Consider the following 13851-nt stretch of genomic DNA (forward strand, 5'->3'; position numbering starts at 1 on the left):
ATCCCTCATCATTCTAAACGATATTTCGGTCATTTCTTAATTTAGAGTATTTTCGGAAATGCCCCCATGTTTTGCTCAGAAAAGCCAAATAATCATAGAAGGAAAGATTATATCGCTTTTTTAATTTTTTCATAATTGGAATGATCGCACGGTCCAAGTAAATAAAAAGTAAAACCGAAAGATTAGGCTTATAGCATTTTGACAAGAAGTAGATTTCGCTTTTTATCATTTCTGTATCAACAAACAAGTTGTCTTTTCCTGTTGTTAAACCATGGTGATGAACGATTTTTGCATCAGGCAAAAAATATGCTTGAAAGCCAAGCTTACTCATTTTATTAGATAGAATATCTTCTTCATAATATAAGAAGGTATTCTCATCAAATAACTCAACATTCTCAAGCATTTCGCGTTTCGCCATAAAACAACAGCCTGAAAACTTATAAATAGGTATCGGATCATTTTTTATGGATTCACCCGATAAAAAATATCTCTCGTTGTATTGATTCTTGGAGTTATTAGAAGCAAACTTACTAAGTTTGGTATTATATAATAGATAATCAGAAGTTGTTACAGGTTTTAAAAATGGTACATCCCGCAACTTTCCTTCCGTTGAAAGAACGTACGGAGCCACCACTGCTGCATTCTCATTTTCTCGAAGAAATGCAGACATGCGATCAATGCATTCATCCATAAAAATAACATCATTATTGACAATTGTAATGATGTCATATCCATCCTGTATAGCCTGTCGAATACCCACATTATTCCCTTTTGCATACCCTAAATTTTCATTTTGAATAACTACTACATCTTTCCGATTTTGATATTGTTCTTTTAGCTGATGATAAGAGTCATTGGTAGACCCATTGTCTACAATATAGAGCTTATAATCATCTTTATATGTTTCCGAAATGGAATCTACACATCGTAATGTCATTTCCCATGTATTGTAATTTAAAATAACAAAAGCAATCATCTTTTCAACTCCAAAATATACTTGTAATGATCATAATTCCTTCTTGATTTTATCCCAGTATAGTCGGTAGAACATTACTAAGAGACTTGGGGAGAAAACCCCAATCGCTAACATCAATTTTTTCTTCCGATCATAATCCTGTTTGAATAGTAATGGCTTTAATTTTTTGCGATCCATATTAATTAAATATTTATACTGCTTCTTTTCACTCTGATAATACTTCTCAATATTGATATAAAGCATTAAACCTGTTAACACCCATTCAGCGTATAGTTCATTTGCCAAATCGGGATAGTTTTTCAGATAAAATAAGTACATATCTTTCCTAACTTCGTATTCATCTAACCGCTTTTTGGAAAATCCTTTCCTCATCGTGCTCTTATCATTGTAACGGTAATTGTATAAGGCTTTTCCTGTATAAAAAATCTTCTTTGCCTGATGCATCACTCTATATGAAAAATCCATATCCTCGAGAATATATCCTTCTTTGAACCGAATATTTTCGAACAGTTCCTTTTTATATAATTTGTTACAAGGACTAAATGTGAGTCTTTCATTTAAATAAAGTTCATGCATGGCTGAATCTTGATCATATGAAATATCATCTGTCTTATTACAGTATAAATGTTTGCCTGATTCCTTATCGTATTGCATGATGTTACATGCTGTAATATCGGCATCTGCTTCTTTCGCTTTCGTATAAAGGATATTGTACATATCCTTTTCGACCCAATCATCACTGTCAATGAAACCTATATAACTTCCCTTAGCAGCAACAATACCTTTATTTCTAGCCGAAGACTGACCACCGTTTTCTTTATGAATCACAATAATACGCTTATCTTTTTTTGCATATTCATCACAAATATGCCTACTTTGATCAGTGGACCCGTCATTGACTAAAATAAGTTCAAAATCTTTAAACGTTTGGTCAAGAATACTTTTTATACATTCGTGAATAAAACTTTCAACATTGTAAACAGGTACAACAATACTTATTTCAGGATTCATATTAGTCTCTCCATTTAAATCTGCAAATTAATGTTTTCATCTATGTGATATTTGCTGACTGATAATTAGGAAATAAAAAGTATTATAACATACAAAACCAATATATTATTTTTTTCGACAATAATTTCAGTCTTTCCAACCATCCATTTTACAACGAATTACAAATTATTTGTAGTTTAAACTTTAATTTGTAAATTAATCCCATAGCATAAAAAAGGAAGCCATGAATATATACGGCTTCCTTTTCACTGATATTAGACTCAACTACTAGCAAATTAAATACTATTTTTTATTGCAGCTCAAGCTTTTGGACCATAAACTTTAGTAAATCATCTCGTAATTCCTCTTTTTGAAGAGCAAATTCGATCGTTGTTTCGATAAAACCAAGTTTTTCTCCCACGTCAAAACGTGTTCCTTCAAATTCATAACCAAAAACGCGCTGGATTTGGTTAAGCCGTTGAATGGCATCCGTTAATTGAATTTCTCCGCCTGCTCCAACCTCTTGTTTATCTAAAAACATGAAAATTTCCGGTGTAAATACATACCGACCGATAATCGCTAAGTTTGATGGGGCAGTTCCTAATTTAGGTTTTTCAACAAAATTGCGCACTTGGAACGTACGATCATTTTGATCTTCAGGATCAATAATTCCATAACGGTTAGTTTCATTATCCGGTACCCGTTTAACCCCAATAACAGAAGAATGTGTATGGTTATAAACATCCATTAATTGTTTTAGGCAAGGCGTTTCCGCTTGAACAATATCATCGCCTAGAAGTACGGCAAATGGTTCATTGCCAATAAAGTTTCGGGCACACCAAACTGCATGTCCCAATCCCTTAGGCTCTTTTTGACGTATATAATGGATATCAACCATTTTTGAGGTTTCGCGAACGATTTCTAAGAGTTCAAGTTTTCCTTTTTCTTGTAAGTTCTGCTCTAATTCAAAAGCGTTATCAAAATGATCTTCAATAGAGCGTTTTCCTTTTCCAGTAACAATAATAATATCTTCAATTCCAGATTCAATTGCCTCTTCTACTATATATTGAATAGTAGGTTTGTCTACAATTGGCAGCATTTCCTTTGGCATCGCTTTAGTAGCAGGTAAAAAGCGCGTTCCTAGACCAGCTGCTGGAATAATGGCTTTCTTAACCCTTTGCATATTGAAATCAATCCTTTCCCACAACAACACGAAAATTACTGAATGTAAATTATTTTTAAATTTAAACTGTAACCTTAATTATTCCATATTGAAAATAAATGTACAAGTACACTTTATAACAAATAATAACAATAGAGACCCTCACCATCTCCTGTTAATTCAACAACTTTTTAACACAAGTTTTGTCTATACGGTTTTATTACTTTCAATAAAGGATATTCAAATTGAAATATTTCAATTCCCATATTCATAAGCCTACTAATCTCAAAAACCTTTTGCTAAAAAATTTAAAAATGCTGATAATTAACGACAAAATTATTGGTTGAAATTAATTATTCTTATCTTCAATGGGTATCAAGTATAACTACATAAAAAAACAAATAATAGCAAATTATGACTTTTTTAATATTTTTTTTTAACTAAAAGAATTGTATTATAGTAACGTATGATAATTTGACTAGTTAGAAAGGATGGAGAAATGAAGCTTTTTAGAAATTTTTTAGTAATTTTGTTGGCTGTCTATGCCATTTTATTGTGTGTGAAAACTCCAAATGATGTATCTGCACAATCAAATTTGAATCCAATAGGATGCATGGATGCACCAGCAAATGGTTCCACTGTTAAGGGACAAATTGGTATAAGAGGCTGGTTTCTTGATGGAAACGGTGTTTCAACACTAGATGTATTAGTCGATGGTGCAGTGACTGGCCAAGCAGTCTATAATGATTCAAGACCTGATGTCCAGAATGCTTATCCTGCATACAACAACGGAAATTCAGGATATCACTATACACTTGACACAACCAAACTTAGTGATGGAATACATTCGATTGCTATCAGAGAAACTGGGGCAAGCGGTCGAGTAACAGTCTTGCCTGCCAGTACGGTTACAGTTGCAAATGTAAAAGGATATATGGACACTCCTTTAACTGGCAAAACCTTAATTGGGACCACAACCGTTTCAGGATGGCTTTTGGACGAAAGCGGCATTGCCTCTTTAGACGTTCTTGTTGACGGTGTTGCAGCAGGACAGGCTTTTTCTGGTGATGCAAGACCGGATATTCTAAAAGCTTTTCCTAATTACAGCGGCAGTGCAACGGCAGGCTATCATTTTGCGCTTGACACAACCAAATTTAGTGATGGACAACATACCGTTGCCATCAGGGAAACCGGCAAGAATGGTCATGTAACGACATTGCCCGCAAGTACAGTTACAATTGCGAATGTTAAAGGTTATATGGATAACCCTGTTTCCGGCAAAACATTGGTAGGAACCAAAGATGTTTCTGGTTGGTTTTTGGACGAAAGCGGCATTGCCTCTTTAGATGTTCTTATTGACGGTGTTGTAGCAGGACAGGCTTCATCTGGTGATGTGAGACCTGATATTCAAAAAGCTTTTCCTGATTACGGCGGCAGTGCAACGGCAGGCTATCATTTTGCGCTTGACACAACCAAGTTTAAGGATGGACAACATACCGTTGCCATCAGGGAAACTGGGAAGAACGGACATGTAACGACATTGCCTCCAAGCACAGTTACGTTTGCGAATGCGAATGTCAGAGGATATTTAGATAGTCCAGTTACGGGTAAAACCTTGATTGGAGCCAAGAATGTTTCAGGATGGCTTTTGGACGGAAGCGGCGTTGCCTCTATAGATGTTCTCGTTGACGGTAACATCGCTGGTCAGGCTTACTATGGAGATGACAGACCAGATATTCAAAAAGCTTTTCCGGATTACAGCAATGCAGCAAAATCAGGCTATCACTTTGCGCTTGATACAACAAAATTTAGTGATGGACAACATACAGTTACAATCAGAGAAACCGGGAATAATGGACAAGTCACAACACTACCTTCGAGTACAATCATGATTGTAAACGTTAGAGGGTATATGGATAATCCAATTTCGGGGACAACCCATAGTGGAAAAAGCTACAATGTTTCGGGATGGTTTTTGGATGAGAGCGGTGTAGCTAATATAGATGTCCTTATTGATGGTGTCGTAGTTGGCCAGGCAACCACTGGTGATGCAAGACCTGATATTCAAAAAGCTTTTCCAGATTACAGCAGTGCCCAAAATGCAGGCTATCATTTTGCGCTTGATACAACAAAATTTAGTGCTGGACAGCATAGGATTGCCATCAGAGAAACTGGAAACAATGGTCATGTAACGACACTTCCTGAAGCTACTTTTTCCATTGTGAATGTTACAGGTTCTTTAGATTATCCCTTTTCAGGTAATTCCTTAAAAGGAACTAAAAATGTGTCGGGTTGGTTTTATGATGTTAACGGAGTTTCAAGTATTGATATATTAGTTGACGGGACAGCGGTGGGGCAAGCTACCTATGGAGATGCGAGACCTGATGTCCAAAATGTATACCCTGACTTCGACACTAATACTGGTTATCATTTTGCACTTGATACAACCAAATTTAGTGATGGACAACATACCATTACGGTCAGAGAAACCGATAAAAACGGTCATGTAACAACATTGCCGACTACCACGGTAATATTCAACCAAAGGTCTAAAATAATCTTTTTAGATCCAGGCCATGGTGGAAGTGATCCAGGTGCAATTGGCGGTGGATATAGAGAGGCAGACTTGAATTTAGCAGATGCGTTAAAGGTTAAAGCATTATTAGAAAGCCGCGGTTACACCGTTTATATATCTCGTACCACTGATACGTTTGTGTCTTTACTAGATCGATCAGCAATGGCGAATAATTTACATGCAGATATTTTTGTAAGTATTCATCAAAACTCATCAACATCATCTTCACCTTTCGGCATTGAATCTTTTTACTATCAATTTGATCCAGCTTACCCTTCAAAAATCAATGCCGGTATGGATACGAATCCTGACAGGATTGCAAAGAGCATCACACTTGCAAGCTTGATTCAGCAAAAAATGGTTGCCTATACAGGAGATTCGGACCACGGAATTACTGGGGATACACTTTCAGTCGTACGTGAATCTGCAATGCCAGCAACATTGCTTGAGGTTGGGTATATAAGTAATTCTAGCGAACGTCAAAACTTAATATCCGATTCTTATCAAAATACACTGGCAAGGGCAATTGCTGACGGAATCGATCAGTATTTTCTAAGTTACTAAGTTTTTAGTTCACTAAACTGATAGTGACTCGTTTAATAATAAAACACCAGAAATCTATTAATGATTTCTGGTGTTTTGCTTTTTAGCACTTTTGCCTTATTCCTAACTATCTCCTGCTACTTTTATCCCAGAAACTTTCATGTGATTCTTACAAAATCCTTCAAAATTCCACAAAACACGATAAATTAGTAGCAGATACAAAAAAATGGTTAGGAATGATCACAATGAGGTCCAAAGCCCCCAAAATCAAATGGATATTTATCATATGTTCTGCAATAATTCTTACTTTGGCAGCATGTAACAAACCCACGAGCAATCCAATTCCCGACCCTATTCGAAAACAAGTAAATGACATGACCATCTCGGAGAAGGTCGGTCAAATGTTAATGGTTGGCATAGATGGGGATATAGTAGTTTCAGGGTCAACAAGCTTTATTCAAAATAATCACATCGGTGGAGTGATTATTAATGGATATAATGTCAAAAGTCCCTCGCAGCTTTTACAATTAAACAATCAGTTCAAAAAGATCAATTCACAGGAGAACAAGAATCCCTCTCTTCCTTTCAACAGATGAAGAAGGCGGAAAGGTATCAAGAATGCCACCTGGCGTTATGAATTTACCGAATAGTAGAGATATTGGCGATTTTGATATATTAGCATAATAACCTATGATAAATCCCTTCCTTTCATCAATATTGTTATTACAAAAAATGCATCATTTATTATGATGCATTTTTTGAGGGATATTCAATTATCTGATTGTCCTATGGCTTGTTTTTTCAAAAATACTGCGTGCTATTTAGGAATTACTACCCAAGCATCTGGCAAATACCGCATTCCAACACTTGTGCTTGTGGCCGGCTGCAATTGTAGCTGCCCATCATTAATCATGGTGGTGGAACCTCCGCCATCCATTGCTATAGCGTTAACTACATTATATTTTTCAAAAAGCTTTGACATATCTGACATGGATGCTCCGCGGTGGGTTTTATTCCAATAAAAACGGCCATCAGTGATAATCATGATGATACTTCCATCAGCTTTTTGGCCAATTGCCGTTCTTGGTGCCCACCCCCATGCACCATCGACTGCAGGTGTTACGCGATTTACACCGTCCACAATAAGCTGTGGCCCAAAACTGATGGCCTCTCTTACTCCCATACTCACCAATTGATTTACTGAATAATTTCCAGTAATAAATTGACCGTCCTTGAGAAAGGCTGCTACTAACGCAGGGACATTACGATTGCCTGGAACGGACAATACATTTCCATTACTGATAACAGTTCCTAGCATTTGTCCGCCTGATCCACGTCCGCTTGGGTCATAAAAACCGCCTGCGTTTATTCCGGCAACCCCATTATTATCTTTAATCAAATCTGAAAGAGGTTGTCCTTTTGATGTATATTTGGTTGCCACTACATGGACTGTATTCGGGTCAGGAATAGTCATTATTTTTGCTGTAAAGTTTGAAGTTTCTACAGTATCTATTGTAATTTTTTCAGGGGCTGTTGAAACCTCTTTCGCCTGTACATGATTGGTTTTCGTTTGCTTCTTAATAGCTGATTGCACGACATCAGGATTGTTTCTTTCTTGTAACATTTTATCGATTTCTGATTTTGGAAGTAAAAGCTCCATAAACTTTTCATATTGTGGGTGATAAGTCGATAAAACTGTCCCTAAAAACATCCTCCGCAGCTGCAAGCCTTGATTTGTACCATAAATAAAACTGCCGCCGCCTATTAAAATAACGAATATGATCATCCAAAATAAACGCCAAAATCGTTTTCTTTTTGGTTTGGGTTTAAGGTCACGATTTGAACTTGGAACATAGGCTGTTTCTTTAGTCATTGCTTCCATGCCATTTCTCCCTTCCTCTATAAAAAAATAAAACCATCATCATATATGGTTTTAAAAACAACAAGTCTATCATTTTGTTTACATCTGAAATGGTAACATAGTTACATTAAAAAAGACTTAAGAAATCCTTATTTTAGATTAAATTCTACTTCCTGTTTTGGAAGGTCACACCTGTCTTAGAGTATGTAATTGATTTCACAACATAAAAAAGGAAACCCTGGAGTTTCCTTTTTGCGTTATAGAATTTTAACGATTATTAATTACTGCAACTCAAGTTTTTCAGCCATGAATTTTAATAAATCATTGCGTAGTTCTTCCTTCTGAAGAGCAAATTCAATCGTTGTTTCAATGAATCCGAGCTTTTCTCCCACGTCATAGCGTTTGCCCTCAAACTCATAACCAAAAACACGCTGAATTTGATTCAATCGTTGAATAGCATCGGTTAATTGAATTTCTCCGCCTGCGCCAACTTCTTGTTTATCTAAAAACATGAAAATTTCTGGTGTAAACACATATCGGCCAATAATCGCAAGGTTTGAAGGGGCCGTTCCTAACTTAGGCTTTTCGACAAAGTTGCGGACTTGGAAGGCACGTCCGTTTTGATCTTCAGGATCAATGATTCCATAACGATCAGTTTCATTATCCGGTACCCGCTTAACTCCAATAACAGAAGAATGTGTATGGTTATAAACATCCATTAACTGTTTTAGGCATGGTGTCTCCGCTTGAACAATATCATCACCAAGCAGTACAGCAAACGGTTCATTGCCTATAAAATTCCGAGCACACCAAACGGCATGTCCTAATCCCTTAGGTTCTTTTTGACGTATATAGTGAATATCCACCATTTTTGAAGTTTCCCGAACGATTTCTAAGAGCTCTAATTTCCCTTTTTCTTGCAAGTTCTGCTCTAATTCAAAAGCGTTATCAAAGTGATCTTCAATAGAGCGCTTTCCTTTACCGGTTACAATAATAATATCTTCAATCCCGGATTCAATTGCCTCTTCTACTATGTATTGAATGGTGGGTTTATCTACAATTGGCAACATTTCTTTAGGCATTGCTTTCGTTGCAGGTAAAAAACGTGTCCCAAGTCCTGCAGCTGGGATTATAGCTTTTTTAACCCTTTGCATTTAAAAATCAATCCTTTCCTAACAAGTTACAAAAATAACCGAAGGTTCCATTTTAAGCAAAGTAAATGGCACTGTATCGTTTATTATTTCATACTGAAAAAAAATGTACAAGGACAACTTATTAAAATATTGGTGATATTTGTATATTAAAATAATAATCCAAGATAAATCCTTTTCCTACAGATTATTTTCTTTTTAATATATTCATTATTTCAAGGCAAAAGAACTATAAAAATGGATACAAAAAATACCAATTGCTATGTCCTTTCACCTAGTAATTTCCTAGGAAATTTTTACAAAACCCTTCAAAATTCTACAAAACAAGGATAGTAGCACAGACAAAAAAAACGGTTAGGAATGTTCACATTGATATACATCCCCCGCAAATAGTTGCACTTGGTGGAATCTTATTTTCTATTCGAAATAGAAAATAAGTGAATAAAAAAGATTTAAGAAGCTGATCAGCTTTTGCTGATTGGCTTTCTTTATTAGGTACCTAATGGCATAGTCACACCTGAAGCTTTTTGATCACTTTTTGCTGCTGATAGACTATGCAGCTTTAGAGCTTCCCAAAGATGCTGTTCAGTAATCTCTTGTTTTTGCTCGAGATCAGCTATGGTGCGAGCAAGGCGATAAATTTTTAACTGGGCACGATTGCTCCATCCATACTTGTACGCTAATTTTTGCAGAAAACGTTGTTGCGACTGTGTAAGTGGGCTTGTCTGGGAAAGTGTTTCATAAGCAACTCTGCTATTCGTGATTACTTTACTATAACGCTGGCTTTGCCTTTTCCTTGCATCGGCTACTCGCTGGCGAATTTCCTCTGATGATTCTCTTTGATTCTCCATAGCATTATTGAGATTTAAAGGTTTTAATGAAAGAAAAATATCAAAACGATCTCGCATCGGACCTGATATTCGATTTTGATAGGCATTAATTTGCTTTGTTGAACAGGTACAATAGTGATTTGGGGATCCATAATATCCACATGGGCATGGATTCATTGCACCAATAAGGATAAATGAGCATGGATAGGTTACTGTGGTACGGGCTCTGCTGATGGAAATTGTGCCTGCTTCTAATGGTTGCCTAAGCATTTCAATTGTTTTTTTCGGGAATTCAGCTAATTCATCTAAAAACAGGATTCCACGATGGGCAAGGGAAATTTCACCAGGTTTCGGGTTTTGTCCCCCGCCAATGATGGATACTCCAGATGAAGAATGATGGGGATTACGATAAGGCGGAATCATGGGGTATGGGTTCGTTATACCGCTTAATTGATAAATACTCATCATTTCAAGACGGGCTTCTTTTGTTAATGAAGGTAGAATAGATGGAAAACTTTCAGCCAGCAGGCTTTTTCCGCAACCGGGCGGCCCAGACATGAACACGTGATGTTCCCCTGCCGTCGCTACTGTTAAAGCATATTTAGCAAAGGAATGGCCAATGATATTCTGAAAATCCGGATAAAAATAGATAGGTTCCTCTTCTACCGCTCGGGTTACATTTAGTGGAATAGACCTTATTCCTGCCAAGTTGTCTATAACTTGCTGCAAATGGTTAACAAATATTAACTCTAAATTTTCAATTTCCAAACCAAGGAGATTCTCAGTAAATGGCAGGAATATTCTTTTCACCCCAATTTGTTTCGCTGCTAAAACTGCAGCAAGCATTCCATCCACCGGCTGAATACTACCATCTAAAGATAGCGCACCGATAAAACCGGTAGACTCGGGAATATTCATTGTAATTTCTTGAAGACAAGAGAGAATGCCAATAGCAATTGGTAAATCAAACATGGGGCCATTTTTCTATTGTTCAGGCGGCGAGAGGTTAATAATGATCTTCTGCTGATGGAGGAAAACATTAAGTGAATGAAACGCTGCAGTTATCCGTTGCTTGGATTCTTTTACAGAGGTATCTGGGAGGCCAACAATGACAATAGAATTTAACCCAGGAACAGCTTGTACTTCAACTGTTACCTTGTAACCTTCAAGACCCTTGAGTCCTATACTTGTTACCTTTGCAGACATCATAACACCTTCTTCCTTGAATAAAGAACATTTGTTCTTGTTTATAATTATAAGATTTTTTAAAAAGTCTGTCAATTAATTTTGGACTAGAGAATAAATCTATAATGGTCATGATTGCTCCTGATAACGAGATTCCCCAATTCTTGTTACCTTCAGATTTAGTTTTGGATACTCATGGTCACGACTTTTTCAATCTTGTTACCATTAAGACTGGTTATGGCTGTTCATGGTAACGAGATCCTCATTCTTGTTACCTTTAGAATACTATTTGAGGAGGCTTCCAATGGGCGGACTCAGCCTGTTATTGTTTAACCTCTTGAAGGCATTTGCCCTCTTTTACATATTCATTTTGTTAGGTGAATGGTTTGTTCAAAAAAAGGGCTATAATCTATTCGAGCGGGCATGGATTATTACGATGATTGCCCTTGTACTTTTAACCTTCATTGCTTGGCGGAGCCTTGGCAGGTACCTTCTTTTTTTATAAACTAAAATTTATGGGATACTATATAGGGAATAATTCTTTGGGGGAACAAAATGAAGTACTTTGCCGTTATACTACTATGTATTTTTTCCATCTTTATATTGATGTTTGGACGTTTCAACTATCAGGAAAAAATTAGAATGAACATGGCATCTGCCCAAAAAGAGCAAGCAGACACGATGTGGAAAAATAAAAACTGGCTTGCGATTGGCGATAGCATCACCTATGCTAATAAATATCAGCCCCTTGTCCAAAGCGCCTTGAAAATAAAGTCGGTTCAAACAGACGCAGTCCCTGGTCGGCCGATCAAACCAATGGCAGACAACCTCACAGCTGAAAGGTTAAAAAATATTGATTTAATTACCGTTTTTGGCGGAACCAATGATTATGGAAGCAACAAGATTCTTGGCACGATCAAGGACGAAAAAAATCAAGATACCTTTTATGCCAATCTGAAAAATGTCATTGAGAAAATTATCGCCAATAAACAAGAGAAGACGACAGTAGTTTTTTTTACACCACTCAAGCGAGGTGTTTTTAAGAATCAAGTCGTTTATCCAAATGCAAATTCGAGTGGATCTAAACTTGATGATTATGTAAATGCTGAAAAACAAGTATGTAAACTTTATTCCATTCCAGTCATTGACCTGTTTCATAAAAGCGGCCTTGAAGTCGACAATCTTTCCAAGTTTACGATTGATAACCTTCATCCCAACGACAAGGGGCATAAAATGATATCAATAGTAATGATTAAAGAACTCAAAAAAGTGGCTGCCCATTAACAACCACTTTTTTAGTTTTTTTACAAGACTTTGTTAAGTTTGCCTGATGATTTTCCTCGGCACATGCCTTCTATTCCAATCATCTGGATAAAAAAATCAACTATGACTATTAACACAGCCTTTAAAAAACGTTCTCAAAAAAATAGTTCTATAGAACTATTAAAAAAGAAAGCTTTTTATTCGAAAATAATAATAGATTGGTTTTTAAAGGCAAAGTCACTGAAAAGTGATGACGCAAAGCTACAGGGGCCCACCGCCGAACGGCGCAGCCAGCCAGCTGCCATCAAAAAAAGGAAAGCAGGAATTTTGATGTCAAACAATTACGGCTACACAGCAGAACAACTTTTAAAAAAGAAAAAAAGAAACAAGTATATGTTATATTCCACTCTCTTTGTTTTGACCACACTGGTCACCGCAATCATAACAGTACTAGTGAGCAGCATATGAACGAAGATCCTGGTGTTCACCTGGATCTTTTTTGAGTTTATATGATAGCTATTATTCTAAGATTACTTTTTACTATTCTCCCAAAGTTGTTCTATACTAAATAAAGAATCTAGGTGACTACATGGTATTTGATGGGATCATTATCTCTTTAATTGTTGGATTTTTCCGAAAAGGAAATTTAAAAAGCCTGCCATATCTTAAATTTAAATACGGTTGGATTTTCCCGCTCCTGCTCGTCATTGAAATCTTCGTTTTTGTTTTTCAAAATAAAATTAAAATCCTTGGGCAGGTTAGTGGTTATATTTATATTGCCGTGTATATATTGGGACTGGTTTTTCTATTCCTGAACAGAAAAAATCATGGGTTTCCCTTAATCTTTCTTGGCGTCCTCCTTAACTTTCTGCCAATTGTCTTAAACGGCGGGAGAATGCCGGTATCTCCAAAAGCAGCGGCCGTTTTAGACCCAAGCTATTTTGATACTCTAAAAAATGAACTGTACGCAAAACACACAGTGTTAACAAGCTCATCAAAGCTTGGATTTTTAGGAGATATTATCCCGCTCACAAAACCGTACCCCAAGACACAAATCATAAGCATTGGCGACATTGTGATGAACATCGGAGCCTTCTTATTTATTCAATTTCTAATGCTCCGCCATCCAATGTCCCGAAAAAATTCAGACTCCTCCTTATCAATGGAAGGAGGTGAAAAAGAATGAGAGAAAAAAAAGTTAATGGCATCAAATTAACAGGAATATTGTATAATGCTATTATTATAGGTTCAGTTATTATTGCACTAACTTCTGGATGGAGATTAGTATAATAATGTAAAAAGGGAGAGGATGACT

Annotated in this window: 9 protein-coding genes, 1 pseudogene and 1 riboswitch; of the genes and pseudogenes, 4 read left to right on the plus strand and 6 right to left on the minus strand. The window is 36.5% G+C overall.

Features of this window, described 5'->3' with window-relative positions:
- Nucleotides 1-13: 13 nt before the first annotated feature.
- The 3 genes from RCG17_RS09435 to galU (RCG17_RS09445) all read right to left on the minus strand — a co-directional run bounded on the left by RCG17_RS09435 (nucleotide 14) and on the right by galU (RCG17_RS09445) (nucleotide 3149).
- Nucleotides 14-976, minus strand: coding sequence for a glycosyltransferase family 2 protein (locus RCG17_RS09435; RefSeq protein ID WP_308174918.1), 963 nt, complete (start codon nucleotides 974-976; stop codon nucleotides 14-16).
- Between the two features lie 30 nt (nucleotides 977-1006).
- Entirely contained in the window at nucleotides 1007-1987 is a 981-nt protein-coding gene (locus RCG17_RS09440; protein ID WP_308174919.1) for a glycosyltransferase family 2 protein, read from the minus strand.
- A gap of 289 nt (nucleotides 1988-2276) precedes the next feature.
- The gene (gene galU, locus RCG17_RS09445; protein WP_308174920.1) at nucleotides 2277-3149 is read right to left on the minus strand and encodes a UTP--glucose-1-phosphate uridylyltransferase GalU; all 873 of its coding nucleotides are present in this window, start codon (nucleotides 3147-3149) and stop codon (nucleotides 2277-2279) included.
- 478 nt (nucleotides 3150-3627) lie between these two features.
- Here galU (RCG17_RS09445) and RCG17_RS09450 point away from each other — a divergent pair, with 478 nt between their 5' ends.
- Nucleotides 3628-6267, plus strand: coding sequence for an N-acetylmuramoyl-L-alanine amidase (locus RCG17_RS09450; protein ID WP_308174921.1), 2640 nt, complete (start codon nucleotides 3628-3630; stop codon nucleotides 6265-6267).
- 796 nt (nucleotides 6268-7063) lie between these two features.
- On the opposite strand, the gene RCG17_RS09455 is transcribed toward RCG17_RS09450, so the two are convergent.
- From RCG17_RS09455 to RCG17_RS09465, 3 genes and pseudogenes are all read right to left on the minus strand, one after another.
- Complete coding sequence (locus RCG17_RS09455; protein WP_308174922.1) at nucleotides 7064-8128, minus strand: phosphodiester glycosidase family protein; 1065 nt, start codon at nucleotides 8126-8128, stop codon at nucleotides 7064-7066.
- A gap of 260 nt (nucleotides 8129-8388) precedes the next feature.
- Nucleotides 8389-9261: a UTP--glucose-1-phosphate uridylyltransferase GalU gene (galU, locus tag RCG17_RS09460; RefSeq protein WP_308174923.1), complete on the minus strand. Its 873-nt coding sequence runs from the start codon at nucleotides 9259-9261 to the stop codon at nucleotides 8389-8391.
- Nucleotides 9262-9749: 488 nt separating this feature from the next.
- Nucleotides 9750-11297: pseudogene (locus tag RCG17_RS09465) on the minus strand (YifB family Mg chelatase-like AAA ATPase).
- Nucleotides 11298-11577: 280 nt separating this feature from the next.
- Here RCG17_RS09465 and RCG17_RS09470 point away from each other — a divergent pair.
- From RCG17_RS09470 to RCG17_RS09480, 3 genes are all read left to right on the plus strand, one after another.
- Complete coding sequence (locus tag RCG17_RS09470) at nucleotides 11578-11778, plus strand: hypothetical protein (RefSeq protein ID WP_308174924.1); 201 nt, start codon at nucleotides 11578-11580, stop codon at nucleotides 11776-11778.
- Between the two features lie 50 nt (nucleotides 11779-11828).
- A complete protein-coding gene (locus tag RCG17_RS09475) occupies nucleotides 11829-12557 on the plus strand; it encodes an SGNH/GDSL hydrolase family protein (RefSeq protein WP_308174925.1) in 729 nt (242 codons plus the stop codon).
- Nucleotides 12558-12756: 199 nt separating this feature from the next.
- Nucleotides 12757-12842, plus strand: a riboswitch (cyclic di-GMP riboswitch).
- 283 nt (nucleotides 12843-13125) lie between these two features.
- Nucleotides 13126-13722 carry a DUF5317 domain-containing protein gene (locus tag RCG17_RS09480; RefSeq protein ID WP_308174926.1) on the plus strand — a complete coding sequence of 199 codons (597 nt, stop codon included), beginning with the start codon at nucleotides 13126-13128 and terminating at the stop codon, nucleotides 13720-13722.
- Nucleotides 13723-13851: the final 129 nt, after the last annotated feature.

It is taken from the genome of Neobacillus sp. PS3-12, from assembly GCF_030915385.1.
Taxonomy (GTDB): domain Bacteria; phylum Bacillota; class Bacilli; order Bacillales; family Cytobacillaceae; genus JAEVLT01.